This window comes from Novosphingobium sp. KCTC 2891 (genome assembly GCF_025938155.1).
GTDB lineage: Bacteria > Pseudomonadota > Alphaproteobacteria > Sphingomonadales > Sphingomonadaceae > Novosphingobium.
Genome location: NZ_JAPCZG010000001.1, coordinates 151,814 through 176,070, shown reverse-complemented (window position 1 = coordinate 176,070; position 24,257 = coordinate 151,814). Strand labels below are relative to the sequence as shown.

Below are 24,257 nucleotides of genomic sequence, written 5' to 3'. Positions count from 1 at the left end.
CTCAGAACGCGCAAAGGCGCTGCACCACCGCCGCATCGCCCATCGCCCCATCGCGATTATAGACGTCGGGCAGCACGGTCACCGTGCCGTCCGGCGTCGCCTCTGCGGTGAAGTAGGCGATATAGATCGGCACGTTGCGGCCAAGCCGCACATCGGTGGTGCGCCCGCTGGCGACGATGCCGTCGATCTCCTCGCGCGGCGTCGTCGGCGCGAGCAGGTCGGCCGCCAGCCCCAGCGCATCGTCCACGCGCACGCAGCCATGACTGAACGTCCGCACGGGCCGTTCGAACAGCGATTTGCTTGGCGTGTCATGGAGATAGACGTTGTAGCTGTTGGGCATGATGAGCTTCATCAGCCCGAGCGAATTGCCGGGTCCGGGCCGCTGGCGATACCGCCCGCCGCCCCACACATAGCCGCGCTGGCGCGCCAGCTTCGGGTGGCGCGCGACGAGACGCCCCACGCTTTCGCGCACGATGTTCGCGGGAATGTCCCACCAGGGGTTGAACGTCACCCCGCTCACGGTCGCGCCGAACACCGGGGTGGGCGAGGATACCTTGCCCACGATCACGCGGTGACTGTCGGCCACGCGCCCGTCGCGCCACAGGTCGACGCGGAACGCGGCGGCATTGACCAGCAGGTATTCCGCCCCCGGATCGTGCGGCATCCAGCGCCAGCGCTCAAGATTGCGCGCCAGCGTCTGCCGCCGCGCCGGATCGGTCTCGGCCGCATAAGCTGTGCGTAGCGCCGCATAATCAGGCCGGCGCGGTTCGAGCGAGGAGAACCATGCATCGAGCGTTCCCGCCCCCAGCGCGGTGGCGAGCTGGCCGGCGAAGTCGATCCGCGCATCACTGTCGGCGATATGCCAGGCAGCGCGCGCTTCGGCGGGCATCCAGCCGAGCGCGATCAGGCGCGCCATCTTCACCGCGACCGCGCTTGCCTCACGGTCGATCACCGCCCCGTCCCCCGCACGTTCCGCGGCGGCGAGCGCTGTGCAATCGGGCACGGGCAGCGCTTCCAGCGGCGCCGATTCCAGCCGGTGGTGCAGAACGGCGAGCGATTCGGCACTCCAGTGCGGCAACGCGGCCACCGCTGGCTGGGCCAGTGCGGACGAGCAATTCGTTCCCGTTAATATAACGGCCAATGCCGCACCAAGCACGTTTCGCCGCATGAAATCACCGTTACCCTTTGAATCCAACGGTAAGCGAACCTAGATCGTGTTCAAAGAATAATCGGGGTCTCGCATCATGACGCTTGGCAGGCGCCAGTTCCTTGGCGCCGTGGCTGCTTCCGCCACCACATTCCTTTTCCCGCGCTCCGCGGCCAACGCCATTGCGCCTGCGACGCATGGCGCGGGCCTGGCGCTGCCACCGGTGACGCCGCCGGGCCTGACCGCGCCTGCGGGGCTATCCATCCCCGGCGCGCCCGCCCTGCTGCCCCAGGCGCTGGCCGCGCTTCAGACGCACCATGCGCGCATCGCCGAACGCGACGTGATCGGGATCGTCGATTTCTCGGTCCCCTCGCGCGAGCCGCGCTTCCACCTTGTCGATATCGCCGGCGGGCGCGTGCTGTCCACGCACCTCGTCGCCCACGGCAAGGGATCGGACCCGGCCAACAAGGGGTGGGTCGAGCGCCTGTCGAACACGCCGGGCTCCGAGGCATCGTGCAGCGGTGCGTTCATGACCGGCCCCACCTATGTGGGCAAGCACGGCCGCTCGCGCCGGCTGATCGGCCTCGATCCGGAAAACAACCTGGCCGACAGCCGCGGCATCGTGATTCACGCGGCCAGCTACGTCGATCACGGCATGGCGTCGAACCTAGGCCGGATCGGTCGCAGCCAGGGCTGCTTCGCGGTGTCGCAGGACGAAATCTCGGGCGTGCTTCAGGCGCTGGGACCGGGCAGGCTGCTTTTCGCCGCTCGATAAGGCCGCGCACACAGGCCCGTTGCGCAAAGGTCTATTGCGCAGACCCGACATGCAAAATCGCGCCCACGCAATGATCGTGCGCGCAAAAGACAATTGTATCAATGTGTCGCCGCCGGCAAGTTCCCGATAACAAGGGGGACTCAAGCCGGCATTGCTGTGTTAACGCCCCATCGACTCGCGCAGATGTCGACGGCCGCTCCCTGTCGTCGGTGCCTTTCGCGGGAACCGGAACCGTCGATGGAGCTTTCGTGGCCAGCGTTCACCCGCCACCATCCTGATCCCTGCCGATCCATCGCCTTCCCCGGTCGTCAGCCAGAGAGATCCGCCTTGCGCAGCCCCGCCTATCCCCTTCCCCGCCTGCTTCCCGCCGCTTCCGCCATCTGTCTGGCGCTGTCACTGTCCGCCTGCGGCGCCAAAGCCGGCAAGGAAACGCCTCCGGTCGTTGTCGGCGTGATGACGGTCAAGACCGAGGCCGTGCCGCTTGTGACCGACCTGTCGGGCCGGACCGAAGCCTCGCTCGTGGCCGAAGTACGCCCGCAGGTTTCCGGGATCATCACCGACCGGCTGTTTACCGAGGGCAGCATGGTCCGCGCCGGTCAGCCGCTCTACCAGATCGACAGCCGCCTCTACGCAGCCTCGGCGCAGCAGGCGCGCGCCGCCGTCGCCACCGCCGAAGCCACGGTGGAGGCCAACCGGCTCAAGGCCGAGCGTTACAGACTGCTCGCCGCCGAAGGCGGGGTCAGCAAGCAGGACGCGGCCGACGCGCGCGCCACCTACAACCAGTCGCGCGCGCAGGTCGCGGCGAACCGCGCTGCACTGGCATCGAGCCAGGTCAGCCTGGGCTTCACCCGCGTCACCTCGCCCATCACCGGCCGGATCGGCCGTTCGAGCGTGACCAAGGGCGCGCTCGTCACGGCAAGCCAGGCGGACCCGCTGTCCAAGGTGCAGCGGCTCGATCCGATGTTCGTGAACATCCAGCAGTCGAGCAACGATTTCATGGCGCTGCGCCGCTCGTTCCAGAAAGGCGCGCTGGCTCCGGTGGGCACGGTGCCGGTACGCATCGTGCTGGCAGATGGCAGCGAATACCCGGTCGAGGGCCGGCTGAGCTTCGCCGATGTCGACGTGAACGCCGACAGCGGCACAGTGACCTTGCGCGCCACGGTGGCCAATCCGCAGGGCGTGCTCCTGCCCGGCCTGTTCGTGCGCGCCCGGCTTGTTCAGGCCAGCGTGCCGCAGGGAATTCTCGTGCCCCAGCAGGCGATCACCCGCGCCCCGCGCGGCGGCGCCTCGGTGCTGCTGGTCAACGCGAAGGGCGAAGTCGAGACGCGCGACGTCACCGCGGATACCGCGGTGGGCGACAAGTGGCTCGTCACCGCCGGCCTCAAGGCGGGCGAAAAGGTCATCGTCGACGGCCTGATGAAGGCGCGCCCCGGCGCCAAGGTGAAGGCCGTGCCGGCAGACACCGTCCCTGCGCAGCAGACGGCGAAGTAACCCGCCCATGCTGTCCCGCTTTTTCGCGCATCGCCCGATCTTCGCCTGGGTCCTCGCCATCGTCATCATGGCGGCCGGCGCACTGGCCATCACCCGGATGGGCGTCGAGCAATATCCCGACATCGCCCCGCCGACCGTCTCGATCAACGCGACCTACAACGGCGCCGACGCCCAGACGATCGAGAACAGTGTCACCCAGGTGCTCGAGCAGCAGCTCAAGGGCATCGACGGGCTGCTCTATTTCACATCGAGCAGCAACCAGGGTTCGGCCCAGATCACCGCGACGTTCGACAAGGGCACCGACCCCGATACCGCGCAGGTGCAGGTCCAGAACGCAATCAGCCGCGCGACCAGCCGCCTGCCTCAGGCGGTGCAGCAGCAGGGCGTCAACGTCACCAAGGCGCAGGCCGATATGTTGCTGGTGGTGGGCCTGCGCGACGATAGCGGCCGCAGTTCCAACGCGGACGTCGCCGACTATATCACCACCCATTTCCAGGACCCGCTTTCGCGCGTCGAAGGCGTGGGCAGCGCAGACGTGTTCGGCGCGCCCTATGCCATGCGGATCTGGCTCGACCCCGCCCGGCTGGCCGCAGTCGGCCTGATGCCTTCGGACGTCAACGCCGCGCTCCAGGCCCAGAACACGCAGGTTTCCGCCGGTGAAGTGGGCGCGCAGCCCGCGCCGCAGGGCCAGCGGCTGAACGCGACGGTCACCGCCCGCTCGCGCCTGCAAACGGTGCCCGAATTCGAGAATGTGATCCTGAAGACCGACGCGAACGGCGGCGTGGTTCACTTGCGCGACGTGGCCCGGGTTGAACTGGGTCAGGAAAGTTACGCCAATTTCAACCGGTTCGATGGGAAACCTTCGGTCGGCCTTGCGATCAGCCTGTCCTCCGGCGCGAACGCCATGCGCACCGCGCAGCTGGTCAAGGACAAGGTGGACGAGCTGTCAAAGGACCTGCCGCCCGGCTATGCGGTCGCCTATCCGCGCGACAGCAGCCTGTTCGTGAAGATCTCGATCGAGGAAGTGGTCAAGACTCTGTTCGAGGCCATCGCCCTCGTCGTCGTCGTGATGTTCGTGTTCCTCCAGAACTGGCGCGCCACCCTGATCCCGGCGATCGCGGTGCCGGTGGTGCTGCTGGGCACCTTCGGCGTGCTGGCGCTGTCGGGCTATACCATCAACACGCTGACCATGTTCGGCATGGTGCTGGCGATCGGCCTGCTCGTCGACGACGCCATCGTCGTGGTCGAGAACGTCGAGCGCGTGATGCACGAGGAACACCTGCCGCCTCTGGAGGCGACGGTGAAGTCCATGAACGAGATCACCTCGGCGCTGATCGGCATCACGCTGGTGCTGACCGCGGTGTTCGTGCCCATGGCCTTCTTCGGCGGATCGACCGGCGCGATCTACCGCCAGTTCTCGGTCACCATCGTCTCGGCCATGGCGCTCTCGGTACTCGTCGCGCTCACGCTGACCCCGGCGCTCTGCGCGACGCTGCTGAAAGAACACGAGAAGCCGCAGGGGCGTTTCTTCCGCGCGTTCAACCATCGCTATGGCAGGCTGGAAACCGGCTATCAGGGCCGTTTGCAGCGCTTCGTCGGCCGCCCCGCGCCGTGGATGCTGGCGTTCCTGGGCCTGAGCGGGGCCATGGCGCTGTTCTATGTGCGGCTGCCGACCAGCTTCCTGCCCGAGGAAGACCAGGGCAACCTGATGCTGTCGATCACCCTTCCCGCGGGCGCCACGCTCGACCAGACCAAGGAAGTCGCGGCGCGGGTGGCCGACTATATCCGCCAGACCGAAGGCGAGGACGTGGTCCACACGTTCACCTCCGCCGGACGCGGCAACCAGGGTTCCGGCCAGAACATCGCCATGGGCTTCCTGATGCTGAAGGACTGGGACGAACGCGCGGGCGCCGAACACAGCGCCACCGCCATCGCCCAGCGGATCAGCAAGCATTTCGCGGGCGACCGCGAAGCGCAGATCCTTGCGCTTTCGCCTCCCGCAATCCGCGGACTCGGCAATTCCAGCGGCTTCGAGATGTGGTTGCAGGATGCCGGCGGCAACGGCGTGCCGGCGCTGACCGCCGCGCGCAAGCAACTGGTCGAGGCCGCCAATGCCGATACCCGCCTGTCGCAGGTCCGCTTCAACGGGCTGGAGGACACGCCTCAGTTGAAAGTCGCGTTGAACGACGATGCGGCCACGGCCTACAAGATCGCCCCTTCGGATGTGAACGCCACGCTCTCGACCGCGTGGGGCGGCACTTACATCAACGATTTCGTCGATCGCGGCCGCGTGAAGCGCGTCTATGTGCAGGGTGATGCACCCTATCGCAGCAGCCCGGCCGACATGGGCCAATGGTACGTGCGCGGTCAGGACGGGACGATGGCGCCCTTCTCCGCCTTCGCCACCACTTCGTGGACCAGCGGACCGCCGATCCTGCGCCGCTTCAACGGCGTCGCCGCGCAGCAGATGCAGGGCACCGGCGCACCGGGCACCAGTTCGGGCGAGGCGATGAACCTGATGGAGGCCAAGGCCGGCCAGCTCGGCAGCGGCTATGCCGTGGCGTGGGGCGGGCTTTCCTACCAGGAACGGGCCGCCAGTTCGCAATCGGGCGTGCTCTATGCCGCGTCGATCTTCTTCATCTTCCTGTGCCTTGCCGCGCTTTACGAAAGCTGGTCGGTGCCGGTCTCTGTGCTGCTGGTCATCCCGCTGGGCGTGATCGGCGCGGTGCTGGCGGTGACCCTGCGCGGCTACGACAACGACATCTACTTCCAGGTGGCGCTGCTCACCACCATCGGCCTGTCCGCCAAGAACGCAATCCTGATCGTAGAGTTCGCCGAAGCCGCGCTCGGCCGCGGGCTGTCGCCGATGCAGGCCGCGCTGGAAGCGGCCAGCCTGCGTTTCCGCCCGATCGTGATGACCAGCGTGGCCTTCATCGCCGGCGTCGTGCCGCTGGTGCTGGCGAGCGGCGCGGGTGCCAATGGCCGCCGCGCCATCGGAACCGCAGTGATGGGCGGGATGCTCTCGGCCACGGCGCTGGCCATCTTCTTCGTGCCGCTGTTCTTCGTCCTGGTGAAGCGCGTGTTCGCGCGGAGGTCGACGCCTGCTGCGAACCAACCTGAAACGCCGGAGGCCACGGCATGATCCGCGCCCGCCCCATCCTTGCCGCCGCATCGCTGCTGGCGCTTTCCGCCTGCAACCTTGCCCCGAAATATGTCCGGCCGGATGCGCCGGTCGCACCATCGCTGCCGCAGGGCACTGCCTATCCGGCCTTGGCCGCCGGGGACGGCGCCATCGACGGGATGGGCTGGCAAGCGTTCTTCACCGACCAGCGGCTGAAGGACACGATCGCGCTGGCGCTGGCGAACAATCGCGATTTGCGCGCGACAGTCGCCAACGTCGAGCGCGCGCGGGCGCTCTACCGGGTGGAACGAGCGGGACAGTTCCCCACCATCGGCGCCAGCGCCGGAGCGACGGTTACACACAATTCCAGCACTTCCGCGGGCACCGGCAGCAATTTCGGCAGCGGAACCACCGAAAGCTACAGCGCATCGGCCAACGTCTCTGCGTTCGAGCTGGACCTGTTCGGCCGCCGCCGCAACATGAGCCGCGCGGCGTTCGAGAGTTATCTCGCCAGCGATGAAGGCCGCAAGTCCGCGCAGATCGCGCTGGTCGCCGAAGTGGCGAATGCGTGGCTGACCCATGCCGCGACCGCAGACGCGCTGGCCGTGGCGCGTGAAACGCTGGCCAGCCAGGAACAGTCGCTCACCGTCAATAGCCGCCGCGAGGCGAACGGTATTGGCACCGCGCTCGACGTCGCGCAGGCGCAGACGCAGGTGGACAGCGCCCGCGCCGCCGTGGCCGACTACACGACCAGCCTCGCACAGGCGAAGAACGCGCTCGACCTGCTGGCCGGTGCGCCGGTGGACGAGGCACTGCTGCCGCAGACGCTGGGCATGGGCGACCAGGTGCTGCCCTCGCTTCCTGTCGGCCTCGATTCTGGTGTGCTGCTGCGCCGGCCAGACGTTCTTCAAGCGGAGCACCAGCTGAAGGCCGCCAATGCCGATATCGGCGTCGCCCGCGCCGCGTTCTTCCCGTCGATCTCGCTCACCGGCCTGCTTGGTCTTGCCAGCCAGAGCCTGTCCTCGCTGTTCAGCAGCGACAGTTTTCGCTGGAGCGCGGGCGGCACGGCCAGCCAGACTTTGTTCGATTTCGGCACCAACGCGGGCAACCTGGCCGCGAGCAAGGCCGCGCGCGATGCGGCGGTGGCGACGTACGAAGGCGCGGTCCAGACCGCTTTTCGCGAAGTGGCCGATGCGCTCGCCCGGCGCGGCACGATCGATACCAAGGTGCGCGCGCAGCAATCGCTGGCGGACAATGCGGCGAAGGCCGCCCGCATCTCTCAGTCGCGCTTCGCCAACGGCGTCGCCAGTTACCTCGAACCACTGGACGCACAGCGCACAGCCTATTCGGCGAGGCAGGCCCTGGTCAGCGCTCGGCTGGCGAAAGCTACGAACATGGTGGAACTCTACCGCAGCCTGGGCGGCGGGCTGACGCCCTGACGGCTATTGCAGGGCGGCGCGCGCCCAGCCGACGATCTGGCTTTCGGGTAAAGCGCCGGCCTGCCGCGCCACCTCCCTACCCTGCCTGAACAGGGCCAGGGTGGGAATGGAACGGATAGCCAGCTGGCCGGAAAGGGCTTGCGCCTTCTCGGTATCGACTTTTACCAGCCGCACGTGCGGCTCAAGCTTGGCAGCGGCAGCGGCGAAGGCAGGAGCCATCGTGCGGCAGGGACCACACCATGCGGCCCAGAAATCTGCCAGCACGGGCAGTGTTCCCTTCTGCACCATGCGCTCGAACATCGCTTCGTCCACATCGGCGGGAGCGCCGGAAAACAGCGGGCGATGGCATTTCCCGCAACTGGGACCCTGCGCAAGCCGCGATGCCGGGACGCGGTTGAGGCCGCCACAGGCCGGGCAGACGACGATCTCGTCGCTCACGCCGCCTTCTCGCCGATGTTGTCATCCGCCGCGCACACCTCGCACAGTGCGTCGAAAATGGCGGCGACCTTGGGATCGGAGATGGAATAGAACCGCATCTGGCGCTCCTGCCGCACAGCCACGGCGCCGGCGTCGCGCAGCATGGCAAGGTGCTGCGAGACCAGCGACTGGCTGATTCCGGTCAACTGGACGAGTTCGCCCACGGACACCTCGCCCTCGGACATCCGGCACAGCATCAGCAACCGGTCACGGTTTGCCATCGCGCGCAGCTTGTCGGCGATTTCCCGGGCCTGCACCCGCATTGTTTCAATGGCGCTCGTATTCATGAACCGCTTGCGGAGCCTCCTTACCGGACCTCTCGCGCGGATTGGCGGACCGGGCAAGGGGGAGGAACGCCCGGAATGTGACAAAGTGCCCGAAAGTGTGGATCAGGCCATTTGTGTGGTGCCCGAGACCTGGCGTTCTGCTGCCTCATCGTGCGATTCGCCACGCAAAGTGGCAAGCGCCGCGGCCGAATGCGGCAACGATCCTGCCGACCAGGCGCGGCGATCCAGATCGCCGATCGGCGCGTCGGGCACGGTGCGGGCGAGCAGCCGCAGGTACTGGACCTTGAGCGGCACAGTCACCAGCGCGAGCGTCGCCACCGCAACCGCCCAGCGCCAGTGGTTGAAATAGCCGGTTTCCGCCGCGGACATGAATTCCGCTGTCGTCATCCATATGGCCACCGCGCCCAGCAGTTCCGATGCGCGCTGGTCCGGCACGGCCAGCAGCAGCAGCACGGAAAGGCCGAAAGCGCCCATCCCGGCCGTCTCGATGGTCAGCAGGTTGCCCGCATAGCCGATCATCATCACGATCGTCGTCAAAAGCGCGAGCAAGCGCGCAAGCCGGACCAGGGAGGCGGGGGTGAAGCGTGCAAGGATGCTGTTCATGAGCAGGGAGGATCGCCTCACCGCCTCAACATGACGTTCACGGCGGTGGTTAATGCCACCTTGAAATGGCGCTGAACGGCCCCGAAACGCGGCCAACAGACACCTAACGCACTCTAAGGGGTTTTCCCCGCCAGCCGCTTCGATGCGATATTAGATTGCGCGCAATATAATATCGCACTACATGAACCGGCGAGCGGATGGTCCGCCCAATGCAGAGGAGCAAATTGATGAGCACGCTTTACAGCACCAGCGCGATCGCGGTTGGCGGGCGCAGCGGCCGGGTCCGTTCGGACGATGGCCTGCTCGATGTGGAACTGGCCCTGCCGCCGTCGCTTGGCGGCAAAGGCGGCGCGACCAATCCCGAACAGCTGTTCGCCGCCGGCTATGCCGCCTGCTTTGAAAACGCGGTGATCCATGTGGGCCGGGCCATGGGCAGCAAAGTGGCCGACGATGCGATCACGGTGACGTCCACCGTGGGCATGGAGCCCAACGCGACCGGCGGCTTCCAGCTGACCGTTTCGCTCGATGTTGCGATCGCCGGAATGGATCAGGACGAGGCCGAAAAGGTCGTCGCCGCAGCCCATGCGACCTGCCCCTATTCTAATGCGGTAAAAGGCAATATTGACGTGGGCATCAACGTAACAACGGCCTGACGATGAACGAAACGGAAAGCACGGCACAATCTGGCGACGAGGTCCTGCGTCTTGACCGGCAGCTGTGCTTTCCGCTCTACGCCGCCTCCAACATGCTGACGCGCGCCTATCGGCCGCTGCTGGAGGAATTGGGGCTGACCTACCCCCAGTATCTCGTGCTTCTGGTGCTGTGGGAACGCGCGCCCCGCATGGTGGGAGAAATCGGCCACCAGCTGTTCCTCGATACCGGCACGCTCACGCCGTTGCTCAAGCGGATGGAAACCGCCGGTCTCGTGACCCGGCAGCGCGATCCGGAAGACGAGCGGCGGGTGATCGTCTCGTTGACAGACAAGGGCTCGACCCTGCGCGAGGCGGCGCGCGAAATCCCGCTGAAGATCGCCAGCAGCCCCAAGCTCACGCTGTGCGAGGCGGAGAATCTCCACGAAACGGTGTGGAAGCTGATCAGGGGCCTCAACGGACAGGCCTGATCCCCGATACAGACCCGGAAAATATGCCGTTCTGGCAGGAACGCGCACATCGCCATTGCGAGCGGCCCTGCATTATGTATTTCTTATGAAGTTACGGCCCGCAAAGCGGTCGCCGTGGCGAGGGGATCAAAGCCGGCACGAACCGGCAAAACGGGAAAGAGGCCGCCATGATGACAAGGCGACGCGAGAGCCGCACAGGCTTTCTCCGATTACGCGCCGATCGCGAAGGCGCGGCAGCGACGCGCGGTTTGCTCCTTGGCCTCGCACTCAGTCAGGTGTTCTGGGTAGCAATCGCGCTGCTGATATTCTGAGCCCGCCATATTCTGGCCTGGCAGGCGCGGTCAGCGGACCAGGCCTACGCTCCACAGGATCGCGCCCCACAGCGCAGCTGAGCCTGCCATGGGAAAGCCCAGCCGGAACCACCCCGGATAGTGCCCGTCAGTTCGACCTGCCGCGCGCGCTTCGAACACAGACAGTTCGGACTGGAGCCGGTGAACTGGCGAGGACACCGGTGCATCTGCAGCGTCAGCCAGACGCAGCGCAGCCTGCGACTGATCCGCTTCCGGATCGAAGGCGGCACTTTTCGGCAGTCGAACATTGGGCAGCGGCATCGGAAAGATCCTCCGACCCCGCTCTACCGCCTTCGCCTTAATCCGCAAACCGCTCCCCCTAAGGATTATCGCCTAAGGACATACCCTTAGGCACGGCTCGCGGTGTCGAGCGGTTCACCGTCATAGGGATAGCCTGCCTCCTTGGGGATCGTCAGCCACTGCACGCCATCCCGCAATTCGACGCGCGGAGAGATCGTCGTCACCGGCGTTTCCAGCGCGTGGGCGCGGCAGCTTTCAAAATCGGGATAGCAGGCCAGCCGCTCAAGATTGCGCCGGGTGGGGAAGATCACCTTGATCGCCCCTTCATCCGCCAGTCGCAGCGCTTCGGCCGCGCTGGCCCAGAACAGGTGCCGATTCTCGGTCGCGTCCACGGCGATGTCGACGGCCCCGGTGCCCAGATCCGCCAGGTAGAACCGCGTATCGAACACGCGGATGTGACGATGGCGCGGCCACCACCGCGCGAAGGGCACCAGCCGGTCCAGATCGAGCGCCCAGCCAAATCGCGACAGCGCGTCTTCCAGCCGGCCGGTCGAAAGAATCACGCGTCGCGCTTCTGCCGCGATCTCGCCATTCACCTCGCCCGAAATACCCACTGCGAGGCCGGTTTCCTCCAGCGCCTCGCGCACCGCAGCGATGCGGGCGGCGGCGTCCTCGGGATCAAGGCCTGCGCCGAAGCGCTCGGCCAGTTCGTAGTCGCCGGGATCGATCTTTCCGCCGGGGAACACGGTGGCTCCACCTGCAAAATTCATCGTGCTGGATCGTTCGACCAGCAGGATCTGCGCCGGGCCACCTTGCGGATCGCGGCGAAACACCACAACCGTCGCGGCGGGCGTGGCAGGCGGCGGGGCTTCGTTGTCCCCCAGGTCATCCATCTCGTCCATTGGCCGCACCATGCGCGCCCGCGTCGCTCTTGCCAAGCGTCAGGATGACGGCTGCACAATGTGTCGGCCAGTTTTACAAGCCGCGCGAAGGAGCCACGCCGGCCGACAATAAAATCGCCAGTTTTCGGACCTTTCCGCCGTTTGGCACGGCACCTGCATAGAGGTTCGTGTCCCGAAGATGTCTTCTTCAAAAGAGGCGGAGCCGATTTAGTCTCCCGGCTCCGCCTCTCCCGGGACTTCCCCGAAAGATCGCTGAAACCTGGTGCAGGCACCACTCAATCCGGGCGCGTGAAATGCTGCAGGAAACGCCAGGGCAAGACCATGGCGCCCGGCATCCCGGCCCCCGCCCTTCCCCGTCGACAGGCCCGCGATGCGCCGGCACGCCATCCGCTCGCGCGTCTGCCAGCGACATCGGGACAACAAAAAACGCGGCCCCGCATCAGCGGAACCGCGCTTGTCTACTGGTCGGCCAAGGCCGGTCAGGAAGCGGCCTTGACCTCCGCTTCTTCCATCAGCTGCTGAAGCTCACCAGCCTCGAACATTTCCATCATGATGTCCGAACCACCGACGAATTCGCCCTTTACGTAAAGCTGCGGGATGGTCGGCCAGTCCGAATAGGACTTGATCCCCTGACGGATCTCCATGTCCTGCAACACGTCCACGCCGGCGTATTCGACGCCGAGATGATCGAGAATGGCTACAGCCTTGCTCGAGAAACCGCACTGCGGAAACAGCGGTGTGCCCTTCATGAAAAGGACCACGTCGTGGCCATTCACGATATCGGCGATGCGTTGATCGGTAGACATGGGTTCAGGAAATCCTTTCGCAGCCTTCAGTTGGGGACTGCGGTGGTCAGTTGCAAGGCGTGGAGCACTCCGCCCATACGCCCACCCAGCGCGGCATAGACAGCCTTGTGCTGGGCGACGCGGGTCATGCCCCTGAAGGCGGGCGAAACGACGTGGGCGGCGTAGTGGTCACCGTCGCCGGCAAGGTCGGTGATCGTCACGTCCGCATCGGGCAACGCGGCCTTGATCATCGCCTCGATTTCGCCGGCGGTCATGGCCATCAGGCTTCGCCCATCAGCTGGCGGCGCGCATCGACCGACCTGGCTTCAAGCGCGGTGCGGATTTCCGATTCGTCGATCTCTACGCCGGCCGAAACCAGATCCCCCAACAGCTTGCGGATCACGTCTTCGTCACCGGCTTCCTCGAAATCGGCCTGGACGACCGACTTGGCGTAAGCCTCGGTCTCGGCGGCGTCGAGGCCCATACGTTCGGCCGCCCACTGGCCGAGCAGACGGTTGCGGCGGGCATTGATGCGAAAGTGCATTTCCTCGTCGCGGGCGAACTTGGCTTCCTCGGCGCGCTCGCGATCATCGAACATGGTCATGGCATGGTCCCTTTGCGGTTCCCCTCGCGGATAATCGGCCCCCGCCCCCGCCGCAAGCTGCCAACGTGCGAGTTTTGCGCGAGCGCAAACAATTGGCATAAAAAAAGGCCGGTCCCTCGTGGGACCGGCCTGTCGGTATGGCTTACAGATGGCCCTCAGAGGCCGCGAATGCCCGAATAATCGAGATCGACGACGCGGCCCCAGGCCACCTTGCAGCGGAACGAACCGCTGTCGTAACCGCGCAGCCCGCTGTTCCAGCCGCGATAGTCGCCGTTCCAGCCGCGGCCGTACCAGCTGTCGCCGCCGCGCCAATCACGGCCCATGCCGTTCACCGCGATCCGGCCACGGACCTCGTAGCCTTCACGGGTCGGCCGCACATCGCGGATATCGGTCACGTCGGCCCTGCCCGAGGAATAGCGCGAGGCGTTGCTTTCGGCGGTGCGCACGCACTGCTCCACCGCAGTTCGCGGGTTGCCGCGGGAATAGTAGCCGCCACCGTTGCTGTAATAGCCGCGGTTGCCGTAGCCCCGGTTGTCATATCCGTAGCCATAGCCGCTGGAATAGCGATCGTAGCCCGCACGGTCGTAATAGGCATCGCCGTGGTTGTTGGCGGCGCTGGCGATGGCGGCAATGCCGCCAATGACGAGCGCCCCGGCAATCACTTCGCCGGCATCGATCCCGCCGTGATCCCGCGCCATCGCCGGCGACGCCGACGAGACCGCAACCGCCGCTGCGGCGGCGGTGCCGAGCAGGCCCTTGGTGATGGTGTTCATGGACAGTCCTTCCTTCGCAATCGGCGGTCGTCCCGCCTTGAAGAAGTGTTTGCCATGCTCGCCGTGAGACGCCGCTGAACCGGCACGACAGTTTTTGTTCATAAAAAACTATATTTTCATGAACGCAATGTCAGGGCTGGGTATGTCAGGGCTGGAGGTTCAGCCCTGTCCAGTAGGCCAGGAACGAAAGCACGTCCGCCCCGCCCGCAATGACCTTGTCCACCGGCTTGCCCGTGCCATGCCCGGCGTTGCTGTCCACCCGCAGCAGATGCGGCCGGTCGCCGATCGCCGCCGCCTGCAGCGCGGCGACATACTTGAAGCTGTGCGCGGGAACGACGCGGTCGTCGGTGTCCGCCGTCGTCACCAACACCGCCGGATAGTCAACGCCGCCGCGAATGTTGTGATAGGGGGAATAGGCGCGCAGCACCTTCCAGTCGCTTTCGCGTTCGGGCCGGCCATAGTCCTCCACCCAGTATCGCCCGGCGGTGAACCTGTCGAAGCGCAGCATGTCCATCACGCCCACATCGGGATTGGCCGCCGCGAACAGGTCGGGCCTCTGGTTGACCACCGCACCCACCAGCAGGCCGCCGTTCGATCCGCCCTGCACCGCCAGCCCACCCTTGGGCGTGATCCCTTCGCGGATCAGGAATTCGCCGGCCGCGATGAAATCGTCGAAGCTGTTCTGCTTCCGGTTCAGCCGCCCGGCATCGTGCCACTCGCGCCCGAATTCACCGCCACCGCGGATGTTGGCGAGCGCGAACACCCCCCCGCTTTCAAGCCAGGCCATTCGCACCGGCGAGAATCCTGGCGTCAGCGCGATGTCGAACCCACCATAGCCATAGAGCAGCGTCGGTGCCGGCTTGCCCGCCAGACTCTTCTTGCGGACGATGTAGATGGGCACTTTCGTCCCGTCCTTCGACGGATAGGTGCGCTGCTCCACCAGGTAGTCGTCAGGATCGAAGGCAAGCTTTGGCGCCGCGAAGGGCGTGACCGTGCCGCTGGCCAGGTCCATGCGATAGACCGTGGGCGGCCGGTTGAAGCTCGCGAACTGGTAGAACGTCTCCGGATCCCCGGGACGCCCGCCGAACCCCGTCGCCGAGCCGATGTCGTTCAGGGTGATCGCCCGCGACGGCCGTCCCTTCAGGTCGGTGATGACCGCAACGCTCGCGCCGTCCCGCAAGTAGGACAGCACGATGCGGTCGCCCACCACGTTGCCGGCGGCAAGCGTCTCGGTGCGCTCGGGCACCACCACCTTCCATGTGGGCGCGCCTGAAAGATCGAGTTGCACCAGCCGGTAACGCGGCGCGCCATCGTTGGTGATGAACCACAGCCGGTCGCCGAAGCCGTCGACGAACTTCCAGTCATGGTCGAAATCTGCCGCCAGCGTGGCGTTGTTCCACGATTCGGGCCGGCCGCCGCGCAAATCGATCAGGTGGATCGCCCGGCGCGGCTGCGTGCCGATCTCGCTGCTGATCACGGCCCAGCGGCCGTCGGCGGTCACCGCCGCCTTGTGCCCCCACTCGGGATGCTCGGGCGTGGCATAGACCAGTCGGTCCTGCTCCTGCGGCGTGCCGATGCGGTGATACCACACCGCCTTGTTGAACGTCGGTGCGCGATATTCCTCGCCCGGCGCGGGCGCGGGAAAGCGCGAATAGAGCAAGCCTTCCTCGCCCACCCAGGCGATCTGCGTGTCATTCGCCCAGGCCAGCCGATCTTCCAGCACGCGGCCGCTGCGCACGTCGACCACACCGATGGTGCGCCAGTCGCTGCCGCCTTCCTGCACCGAATAGGCCAACCACCGGCCATTGGGCGAAGGCACCCACGAATCGAGCGCGGCCGTGCCGTCCTTCGACCAGCCATTGGGATCGAGCAGCGCGCGCTCCTCGCCCGCCAGCCCCTTGCGCACATGGAGCACCGGCTGGTTCTGAAGGCCGGGATTGCGCAAGTAGAAATAGGACTTGCCGGCCCGGCGCGGCAGGCTGATCCGCTCGTAATCGAACAGCGTGCGAATGCGGGCTGCCATCGCATCGCGCCCCGGCAATCGCGCAAGATAGCCAGCGCTGGCGGCGTTCTGGCGCGCCACCCATTGTGCCACCTGCGGACTGCTGCGAACGTCCTGTTCCAGCCAACGATAGGGATCGGCAACGTCCTCGCCGAACACCCGCTCCACCAGCGCATCGCGCTGCGTCGGCGGATAGGGCGGCAGAGACAGGCGCGGCAAGGCCAGCGGGGCGCTCTGCGCAGCCCCATCCTTCGCGTCGTGAATGACCGAGGCATCGCTCGATTCTGCGCGCGCGGGTGCTACCGGGGCCAACAGTGCCCCTGCGACCAGCAGCGCCAGCGGGCGCCGCCCCCATCCTGTCCTCTCCGCGCGTTCCATGTTCTTCGCCGCCTGTCATAGCATTGCAGGCGCCGCGCGCGAGGATATTTCCGTCGGTGCTTCAGGGCCTTGTCGTCAGAACCTCATCGTCACGGACGGGGCTTCAGGCCGGTCCAGCGCGCCAGGAAGGCATAGACATCCGCCGCTTCGGCGATCGTCTTGTCCACCGGCTTGCCCGCGCCGTGACCAGCGCGCGTCTCGATGCGGATCAGATGCGGCTTCGCCCCGGTCGCGGCTGCCTGCAACGCCGCCGCATACTTGAAGCTGTGCCCCGGAACGACCCGATCGTCGGTGTCCGCCGTGGTCACCAGCACCGCGGGGTAGTCCACCCCGCTGCGGATGTTGTGATAGGGCGAATAGGCGCGCAGAACTTTCCAGTCCGCCTCGCGGTCGGGATGGCCATAGTCATCCACCCAGTATCGCCCGGCGGTGAAGCGGTCGAAGCGCAGCATGTCCATCACCCCCACCGCCGGGTGTGCGGCGGCGAACAGGTCGGGTCGCTGGTTGATCACCGCGCCCACAAGAAGCCCGCCATTGGACCCGCCTTCCACAGCCAGGCCCCCCTTCGGCGCCACGCCGTTTGCGATCAGCCATTCGCCCGCAGCGATGCAATCATCGAACACGTTCTGCTTCCGCGCGCGTCGGCCGGCGTCGTGCCAGGCATCACCGTATTCGCCGCCCCCGCGCAGATTGGCCACGGCATAGGCACCGCCGCTTTCCAGCCACGCCATCCGCGCCGAGGAAAACGCCGGCGGCAGCGACACGTTGAACCCGCCATAACCATAAAGGATCGTCGGCACCGGCCCTGTCGCATCCTTGCGCCGCACCACGAACATCGGCACGCGCGTGCCGTCCTTCGAGGGATAGAACACCTGGGTGACCGCATAGTCCTCGGGCCGGAACTTCAGCCGGATCGGCTCCCACACTTTCGCCCGGGCCGTGCCGGCGTCGAAGGCATGGACCGTGACCGGCGTGGTGAAACCGGTGAAGGCGAAGTAGCCCGACGGGCGCCCCGGCTTGCCGGTCATGCCAGCCACCGTGCCCACGCCCGGCAGCGCCAGATCGCCCAGCGGCGTCCCGTCCAGCGCGAACAGCTTCACGTCCGCCTTCACGTCGCGCAGATATTGCACCACCAGCCGATCGCCCACGATCAGCGCGCCTTCCAGGTTCGCATCGCTTTGCGCCACCACGGTGGTGATCACCGGCTTGTCGCCCGAAAGATCCACGCGCACGATCTTCTTGAGCGGCGCGCCGTCGCTGGTCACGAACCACAGCGTGTCGCCGATGCCGTCGATCAGGTCCCACTGCGCCGACAGTTCGGGCACCAGCGCCACTGTCTTCCACTCACCCCGGCCAACCGGCGCCACATGGACCGCATTGAGCGGATCGGTACCCTCGTGGCTGGTCACCACCATCCAGCGCGCGTCGCTGGTCATCTGCGCGGCGTGCCCCCACGTCGGCTTGTCAGGCGTGGCATAGACGGCAACGTCATCCGCCTGCGGCGTGCCCAGCTTGTGGAAATAGACGGTCTGGTCGTAGTTGCGCGCCTGGAACGCCTCGCCCTCCTTGGGCGCGGCAAAGCGCGAATAAAGCACGCCTTCGCTGCCCACCCACGCGATGGCGCTGAACTTGACCCACTTCAACTCGTCCGCCAGCGTTCTGCCATCGGCCGCGCGGACGAACTTCATGGTCCGCCAGTCAGACCCGCCGTCCTGCACGGTATAGGCGACCGTCTCGCCATCGGGCGATGGCTCCCACGCGTCGAGCGCGGTCGCGCCGTCCTTTGCCCAGCCATTGGGATCGAGCAGGACGCGGCCCTTCTTCTCGCCGGGCTCACGCACCAGCAATTGCGCCTGATTGAGCAGACCGGAGTTCCATGCATAGAACAGCCGCCCGCCCTCCTCACGCGGAACACCGAAGCGGGCATAGTCGAACAGCCCCTTCAGCCGCCGCTCGAAAGCCGGCCGCTCAGGCAGAGCCTTGAGATAAGCGTCGGTAAAGGCGCTCTGCGCCGCGACCCAGCGCTCGACCTTCGCATCGCCGCGCACATCCGCTTCAAGCCAGCGATAGGGATCGGCGACCTGCTGGCCGAACACCGTTTCGACAACGTCCTCGCGCTCAGTCGGCGGATAGGCAAGCACGGGCTGCGGGTCGGTCACGGCATGGTCCTCGGCGGCAAGAGCAAGGCAGGGTACAAGAGCCAGCATCGCCGCAGAGGCGAGCCGGGCAACGGCTTTCGAGGGCATTACAGGGCTTTCGCGGACAACATCTTGAAGGCAGCGAACCTAGTCGGCACGCGCGTCGCCGCAAGTCCTAACAAGAGGCGCCAGCCCCAACGAAAAGGGGCGGTGCCTCGCGGCCCGCCCCTATCCTTATCCTGCGAGAGGAAGCGCGAATTACGCAGCTTCGTACTCGTCCTCGTCGGCGGTCACGACCGGACCCGAATCCTGGCCCTTGGCCGAGACATCGCGGTCAACCAGCTCGATCACGGCGATCGGCGCAGCGTCCGAAGCGCGGAAACCGGCCTTGATCACGCGGGTGTAGCCGCCGTTGCGGTCGGCATAGCGCGCGGCCAGCACGTCGAACAGCTTCACCAGCTGCGCGTCGTCGAGAAGACGAGCGTGCGCGAGGCGACGGTTGGACAGGCCACCCTTCTTCGCCAGCGTGATGAGCTTTTCGAGGTAAGGGCGAAGTTCCTTCGCCTTGGGCACCGTGGTGGTGATCTGCTCGTGCTTGATCAGAGCAGCCGCCATGTTGCGCAGCATCGCAATACGGTGAGCCGAGGTACGACCCAGCTTCCGCTGGCCGAGTTTATGACGCATAATCTTTCTCCGTTCGTAGGGGGCCCGTGTCAGGTAGCCCGATCCAGGCGGCTGTCAGGGTCGCCGCCAAGTCACCCGAAAGCGGGGCGCCGTTGCCAGCACCCCGAAATCCGGTCAGCCGAGAAGCTCTTGCTCGAGCTTCTTCGCCATTTCCTCGATGTTTTCCGGCGGCCAGCCAGGGATGTCCATGCCGAGGCGCAGGCCCATCGACGAGAGCACTTCCTTGATCTCGTTGAGCGACTTGCGGCCGAAGTTCGGCGTACGGAGCATCTCGGCCTCGGTCTTCTGGACCAGGTCGCCGATGTAGATGATGTTGTCGTTCTTGAGGCAGTTCGCCGAACGCACCGACAGCTCCAGCTCGTCGACCTTCTTGAGAAGGTAGCGGTTGAGCTGGTTGGCGTCGCTTTCTTCCGGCGCATGGGCCGGAACGCCGGCAACCGAAGGCACGTGGCCGGTCGGCAGCTGGTCGTCGAAGTGCACGAACAGGCTAAGCTGGTCCTGAAGGATGCGCGCAGCATAAGCCACGGCGTCTTCCGGGGTCACGGTGCCGTCGGTCTCGATCGTCAGGCTCAGCTTGTCGTAGTCAAGCTCCTGCCCGATGCGCGCGTTGTCGACCTTGTAGGACACCTGGCGAACCGGCGAGTAGAGCGAGTCGATCGGGATAAGGCCGATCGGCGCGTCCACGGGACGGTTCGACACCGCGGGGACGTAGCCCTTGCCGGTGTCGCACGTCAGTTCCATGTTGAAGGTCGCGCCTTCATCGAGATGGCAGATCACGAGGTCCTTGTTCATGACCTCGATGTCGCCGGTGACAGCGATGTCGCCCGCCTTCACTTCGCCCGGGCCAGTGGCCGAGAGCTGCAGACGCTTCGGGCCTTCGCCCTGCATCTTGAGGGCGATCTGCTTCACGTTGAGGACGATGTCGGTCACGTCCTCGCGCACGCCGGCCAGCGACGAGAATTCGTGCAGCACGTTCTCGATCTTGATCGAGGTAACGGCCGCGCCCTGGAGAGAAGAGAGCAGCACCCGCCGCAGCGCGTTGCCGAGGGTGAGACCGAAGCCACGCTCCAGCGGCTCGGCGACGAACGTCGCGCGGCGCTTCGGATCGTTGCCGGGCTTGATCTCGAGATTGTTGGGCTTCTTCAGTTCCTGCCAGTTCTTGATGTTGACAGTCATGGAATTCCCCTGGGGTTTGTTCGGGAGCCGGAGGTCGACTGAGGACAGCCGCGACCGGTCAAGGTATTGGGCGGACGTGGCGCGGTGGTACCGCCGCGCCACGCGCCGAAAGGCAAATCAGACGCGGCGACGCTTCGAAGGGCGCACGCCATTATGCGGGATCGGAGTCACGTCGCGGATCGCGGTAATCGTGAAACCAACCGCCTGGAGGGCGCGCAGGGCGCTCTCACGGCCCGAACCCGGGCCCTTGACTTCGACTTCCAGGGTGCGGACGCCGTGCTCGGCGGCCTTCTTGCCGGCGTCGTCCGCGGCCACCTGAGCGGCGTACGGGGTCGACTTGCGGCTGCCCTTGAAGCCCATCATGCCGGCGGACGACCACGAAATGGCGTTGCCCTGCGCGTCGGTGATGGTGATCATGGTGTTGTTGAAGCTGGCGTTGACGTGCGCGACACCACTGGTGATGTTCTTGCGCTCGCGGCGCTTAATGCGCTGAGGTTCGCGTGCCATGTGTTGAATTCCTGTCGAGAAACCGTTGGGAAGATCAGGCCGGACACATCAGGACCGGCAGGCCGATCTTACTTCTTCTTGCCGGCGATCGGCTTGGCCTTGCCCTTGCGGGTACGGGCGTTCGTGTGCGTGCGCTGACCGCGGACCGGAAGGCCCTTGCGGTGACGCAGGCCGCGATAGCAGGCCAGGTCCATCAGGCGCTTGATGTTCATCGCGGTTTCACGACGAAGATCGCCTTCCACGGTGTGATCGGCGTCGATCGCTTCGCGGATCTGCAGGACTTCAGCGTCCGAGAGATCCTGAACGCGGCGGGCATGATCGATGCCCAGCTTGTCGGCGATCTGCTTGGCCTTGTGAGCGCCAATACCGTGAATGTAGGTAAGCGCGATGATCACGCGCTTGTTGGTGGGGATATTGACCCCGGCAATACGAGCCACTTGTTTCTCCATGCTCCACGGGGTGCCGACTCGTGCCGAGACCCCATCTCATAGCGGTCCACCCGGTCCGGAACGGCAGAAACCCAAGCCAGTGCAAGACTCTGCCCTGACTGCTGGATACCCTTCTGGTTCGGAGTGAAAGGCGCGGATAAGTGGTTTCGAGCGCGACGTCAACCACAAAGCAACGCAAAAAGGGCGCCATCCCTCACGCATGGGGGCGGCTGCGTCCTTTGCATTGGCATCTTACCGGATGCTGCCACGAAGGTCAAAGGCGCGAAGGACAAAGCCGACCGCAATGCACATGCCCGCGCGGCCGGGGCAGACGGCCGCACACCGCCCGCCCCGACTGCCCGGCACGGCTCAGATCACCAGGAAGTCACCCGCGCTGAGCACGGGCTTGCCCTGCAACATCGCGATCTGGACCTGCGCCGCACCGCCGACGCCATCGGCATCGTAGAACAGCTGCCCGTTGCCCGCGTTGTAGATGATGTGGTGCGAGGCGGTCGTCGCTGCCTTGCCGATCGTGAAATCGCTGGCGGCCAGGCTGCCCGGATAGGCGGCCACCGATGACAGTCCGGCGAACACAGCGTGATCGAGCTCGATCTTGTCCGTGCCGTGGGTGAAATCGCGGATCATGTCGCGATTGGCCGAGGTTTCCAGCACGTCGAACACGAACACGTCCGCCCCGCGCCCGCCGGTCAGGATATCAGCGCCCAGGCCGCCAGAGATCACGTCGCCACCGTCGATCTTGTCGTCGCCCGCCCCGCCATTGAGCACGTCGTTGCCGCCAAGGCCCAGCAGCGTGTCGTTGCCGGCAAGGCCGCTTAGCGTATCGGCATATTCGGTGCCGGTGATCGTGTCGTTGCCCACCGATCCGCTGGTGTTCACGCCCGCGCCATAGGCCGGCAGATCGATCACCGTGTCGGTGGCCTGCCCCTGGATGTGGAGGTGCTCGAAATTGGTGACGGTGAATTCGGGTACGATCTCGTCCGAGGGATCGATATCGACCACGACGTAGCCGCCCGTCCCGTTCTTCACGGCCGAGTACCCTGCGGCTTCCCCGAAGATGGTGATGGTATCGTTGCCCAGCCCGCCATCCAGACGCATCCGCGCCGGGTTCTGCGACGCGCCGTAGCCATAGACGCGGAATTCGTTGTCGCTGTCGTTGAAGGTGATGTCCACCTTGTCCATGCTGCCGAACGACAGCCTGTCGTTGGCGCCGCGCAGGCCGGAAATCTGGCCACTGATCCCGTACTGCCCGGTGCTGATGTAGCCCGAAAAGGTGCCGGTGCCGAGCGTGCCGGCGAAATTGGCGTAGAACGCGTCATTGCCGCTGCCCTGGATATCGCCATCGGTAATACCGGAGCCGACGGAGAAGCTGTCCACCCCTGCGCTGCCGGTGAGCCGAAGCAACTCGACGCCTTCGATGCGCGAATCCGCAATGGTCTGCGGGCCAAGGTTGATGGCGTAGGTCTGGCCCCGCGCATCGGACCGGTTGTCGATGGTCAGACTGTCAAAGCCCGATCCCATATCGATGGTGGCGGTGCCGCCGCGCGTGTGGACGATGTCGTCGCCGTCACCGCTGCTGATGGTGTTGTTCCCGCTGCCCACGACAGAAATTCTGTCGTAGCCCGCGCCGGTGGTGATCGTGTTGACGCCGCCGCCCAGGTTAAGATCGAAGATGCCGAAATGGGAGAGCGTGCCCAAGCTCGACGAGATCGAGCCATCGGCCGCGAGGACCAGCGTGGTGTCGGTAACCGCCGGGGCATAGACCCGGAACGTGTTGGCGCCGAGGCCGGCGTCGAGCTTCAGCGAAGCACCGGTAAACATCGGCCCATCAATGTTGAGATAGATGGTTTTGTCCTCGTCGCCGAGCACGATGTCGAGCTTTTCGATGCCGCTGAAATAACCGCCGTCGTCGTGGAACTGGCCGGAGAAGCCGTCGGCATCGGTGGCGATGGAGGAATTGCTGCCGCCTTCGCCGTAGCTGTTGTGGGTACCGCTAAAGCGCTCGATCAGCGTATCCACCCCGGTGCCGCCCTGCACGGAGAACTGCGAATTGGTGAGTGTGAACGTGTCGTTGCCGCTGCCGGAAACGATGTCGCCATGGTCGAAGTTGGCGATGGTGGTGCCGTTGGACAGCGATGCGGTGTTGGTGGCGCCGTTCGCGGTGATGGCGAGGTCCGTGGTTGTGGCGCTGTAATCGCCATACCACCGGTTGAGGCCGTCGCCACCGTCGATCGCGTCGACGCCGCCATTGGACCAGACATCGTCGTCCCCCGCGCCCAGCGTCACGGCATTGATGCCGCCCGCGAGCTTGACCGTGTAATTCTCAAAGCCGGTGTACGTGCCATAGAGCGCGGGCACCTGCCCCAGCGCGTCGAGCGCGAAGGTGGCGCCGGGCAGCCCGGCAAAGTCGAGGATCAGTCGGTCGGTGCCCAGCCCGCCGTCAATGTTGAGGCTGGCACCTGCGAGGATCGAGGCAACGCCGACGGTCGCTTCGTCGTCACCATCCGAAAGCGCGGCGGACGCCGTGCTGATGCCGGAATATTGCAGGTAAGTGGTCAGGCCGCCGAGATACTCGACAACTTCGACCGCGCCCGCGCCCGTGCCGAAGCTGAAGCGCGTGGCGGCGAGCAAACCGGTATAATCGAGCACCAGCGTATCGCTGCCGCCGCCGCCTTCAACCACGTCGAAGCCGAGCATCGGCACGAAAGTATCGCTGTCGCTCGTGCCGATCAGCGTTTCGTCCCCGTTGGTGCCAATATAAGTTGCCATGCCTGCTGCCCCCGTTTTCGTTCGGGGCGATAGAGCGGCGGCA

The 24,257-nt window shown here is 65.8% G+C and carries 23 protein-coding genes; 6 read left to right on the top strand and 17 right to left on the bottom strand.

The window, feature by feature from the left end; translation table 11 throughout:
* Window position 1: 1 nt before the first annotated feature.
* Complete coding sequence (locus OLX02_RS00915; protein WP_264419457.1) at window positions 2-1,168, bottom strand: L,D-transpeptidase family protein; 1,167 nt, start codon at window positions 1,166-1,168, stop codon at window positions 2-4.
* A gap of 76 nt (window positions 1,169-1,244) precedes the next feature.
* Here OLX02_RS00915 and OLX02_RS00910 point away from each other — a divergent pair, with 76 nt between their 5' ends.
* The 4 genes from OLX02_RS00910 to OLX02_RS00895 all read left to right on the top strand — a co-directional run bounded on the left by OLX02_RS00910 (window position 1,245) and on the right by OLX02_RS00895 (window position 7,973).
* Entirely contained in the window at window positions 1,245-1,922 is a 678-nt protein-coding gene (locus OLX02_RS00910; protein WP_264419456.1) for a murein L,D-transpeptidase catalytic domain family protein, read from the top strand.
* A 327-nt stretch (window positions 1,923-2,249) separates the two neighbouring features.
* A complete protein-coding gene (locus OLX02_RS00905) occupies window positions 2,250-3,413 on the top strand; it encodes an efflux RND transporter periplasmic adaptor subunit (protein WP_264419455.1) in 1,164 nt (387 codons plus the stop codon).
* Window positions 3,414-3,420: 7 nt separating this feature from the next.
* Window positions 3,421-6,555 carry an efflux RND transporter permease subunit gene (locus tag OLX02_RS00900; protein ID WP_319641218.1) on the top strand — a complete coding sequence of 1,045 codons (3,135 nt, stop codon included), beginning with the start codon at window positions 3,421-3,423 and terminating at the stop codon, window positions 6,553-6,555.
* Window positions 6,552-7,973, top strand: a complete 1,422-nt coding sequence (locus OLX02_RS00895) for an efflux transporter outer membrane subunit (protein ID WP_264419454.1) — start codon at window positions 6,552-6,554, stop codon at window positions 7,971-7,973. The genes OLX02_RS00900 and OLX02_RS00895 overlap by 4 nt, the downstream gene beginning before the upstream one ends.
* Before the next feature lie 3 nt (window positions 7,974-7,976).
* Here the strand turns inward: OLX02_RS00895 and trxC are convergent, their stop codons facing one another.
* From trxC to OLX02_RS00880, 3 genes are all read right to left on the bottom strand, one after another.
* Complete coding sequence (trxC, locus tag OLX02_RS00890) at window positions 7,977-8,411, bottom strand: thioredoxin TrxC (RefSeq protein WP_264419453.1); 435 nt, start codon at window positions 8,409-8,411, stop codon at window positions 7,977-7,979.
* Window positions 8,408-8,737: an ArsR/SmtB family transcription factor gene (locus tag OLX02_RS00885; RefSeq protein ID WP_264419452.1), complete on the bottom strand. Its 330-nt coding sequence runs from the start codon at window positions 8,735-8,737 to the stop codon at window positions 8,408-8,410. Before OLX02_RS00885 ends, trxC begins: the two co-directional genes overlap by 4 nt.
* Window positions 8,738-8,839: 102 nt before the next feature.
* Complete coding sequence (locus OLX02_RS00880; protein ID WP_264419451.1) at window positions 8,840-9,340, bottom strand: hypothetical protein; 501 nt, start codon at window positions 9,338-9,340, stop codon at window positions 8,840-8,842.
* Between the two features lie 227 nt (window positions 9,341-9,567).
* Here OLX02_RS00880 and OLX02_RS00875 point away from each other — a divergent pair, with 227 nt between their 5' ends.
* Together OLX02_RS00875 and OLX02_RS00870 are read left to right on the top strand one after the other, a co-directional pair.
* Window positions 9,568-9,993 (top strand): organic hydroperoxide resistance protein, encoded by a 426-nt coding sequence (locus OLX02_RS00875; RefSeq protein WP_264419450.1) that lies wholly within the window; start codon window positions 9,568-9,570, stop codon window positions 9,991-9,993.
* A gap of 2 nt (window positions 9,994-9,995) precedes the next feature.
* Complete coding sequence (locus tag OLX02_RS00870) at window positions 9,996-10,460, top strand: MarR family transcriptional regulator (protein WP_319641217.1); 465 nt, start codon at window positions 9,996-9,998, stop codon at window positions 10,458-10,460.
* 341 nt (window positions 10,461-10,801) lie between these two features.
* Here the strand turns inward: OLX02_RS00870 and OLX02_RS00865 are convergent, their stop codons facing one another.
* From OLX02_RS00865 to OLX02_RS00805, 13 genes are all read right to left on the bottom strand, one after another.
* Window positions 10,802-11,071: a hypothetical protein gene (locus OLX02_RS00865; protein ID WP_264419449.1), complete on the bottom strand. Its 270-nt coding sequence runs from the start codon at window positions 11,069-11,071 to the stop codon at window positions 10,802-10,804.
* 86 nt (window positions 11,072-11,157) lie between these two features.
* Window positions 11,158-11,952 (bottom strand): NUDIX domain-containing protein, encoded by a 795-nt coding sequence (locus OLX02_RS00860; protein WP_413630026.1) that lies wholly within the window; start codon window positions 11,950-11,952, stop codon window positions 11,158-11,160.
* Window positions 11,953-12,431: 479 nt separating this feature from the next.
* Window positions 12,432-12,758 carry a Grx4 family monothiol glutaredoxin gene (gene grxD / locus OLX02_RS00855; RefSeq protein WP_264419448.1) on the bottom strand — a complete coding sequence of 109 codons (327 nt, stop codon included), beginning with the start codon at window positions 12,756-12,758 and terminating at the stop codon, window positions 12,432-12,434.
* 26 nt (window positions 12,759-12,784) lie between these two features.
* Window positions 12,785-13,018 carry a BolA family protein gene (locus tag OLX02_RS00850; protein WP_264419447.1) on the bottom strand — a complete coding sequence of 78 codons (234 nt, stop codon included), beginning with the start codon at window positions 13,016-13,018 and terminating at the stop codon, window positions 12,785-12,787.
* On the bottom strand, window positions 13,018-13,341 hold the full coding sequence (locus OLX02_RS00845; RefSeq protein ID WP_264419446.1) for a DUF1476 domain-containing protein: 324 nt from the start codon (window positions 13,339-13,341) through the stop codon (window positions 13,018-13,020). The genes OLX02_RS00850 and OLX02_RS00845 overlap by 1 nt, the downstream gene beginning before the upstream one ends.
* Window positions 13,342-13,496: 155 nt before the next feature.
* Window positions 13,497-14,114, bottom strand: a complete 618-nt coding sequence (locus tag OLX02_RS00840; protein ID WP_264419444.1) for a hypothetical protein — start codon at window positions 14,112-14,114, stop codon at window positions 13,497-13,499.
* A gap of 145 nt (window positions 14,115-14,259) precedes the next feature.
* Window positions 14,260-16,494, bottom strand: coding sequence for a prolyl oligopeptidase family serine peptidase (locus OLX02_RS00835; RefSeq protein ID WP_264419443.1), 2,235 nt, complete (start codon window positions 16,492-16,494; stop codon window positions 14,260-14,262).
* Window positions 16,495-16,583: 89 nt separating this feature from the next.
* Window positions 16,584-18,740 carry a prolyl oligopeptidase family serine peptidase gene (locus tag OLX02_RS00830; RefSeq protein WP_264419442.1) on the bottom strand — a complete coding sequence of 719 codons (2,157 nt, stop codon included), beginning with the start codon at window positions 18,738-18,740 and terminating at the stop codon, window positions 16,584-16,586.
* A 150-nt stretch (window positions 18,741-18,890) separates the two neighbouring features.
* A complete protein-coding gene (gene rplQ / locus OLX02_RS00825) occupies window positions 18,891-19,316 on the bottom strand; it encodes a 50S ribosomal protein L17 (RefSeq protein ID WP_264419441.1) in 426 nt (141 codons plus the stop codon).
* Between the two features lie 114 nt (window positions 19,317-19,430).
* Window positions 19,431-20,492: a DNA-directed RNA polymerase subunit alpha gene (locus tag OLX02_RS00820; RefSeq protein ID WP_264419440.1), complete on the bottom strand. Its 1,062-nt coding sequence runs from the start codon at window positions 20,490-20,492 to the stop codon at window positions 19,431-19,433.
* A 117-nt stretch (window positions 20,493-20,609) separates the two neighbouring features.
* Window positions 20,610-20,999, bottom strand: a complete 390-nt coding sequence (gene rpsK, locus OLX02_RS00815; RefSeq protein WP_008065643.1) for a 30S ribosomal protein S11 — start codon at window positions 20,997-20,999, stop codon at window positions 20,610-20,612.
* A gap of 68 nt (window positions 21,000-21,067) precedes the next feature.
* Entirely contained in the window at window positions 21,068-21,436 is a 369-nt protein-coding gene (rpsM, locus tag OLX02_RS00810) for a 30S ribosomal protein S13 (protein WP_264419439.1), read from the bottom strand.
* Window positions 21,437-21,796: 360 nt separating this feature from the next.
* Window positions 21,797-24,214 (bottom strand): beta strand repeat-containing protein, encoded by a 2,418-nt coding sequence (locus tag OLX02_RS00805; RefSeq protein WP_264419438.1) that lies wholly within the window; start codon window positions 24,212-24,214, stop codon window positions 21,797-21,799.
* Window positions 24,215-24,257: the final 43 nt, after the last annotated feature.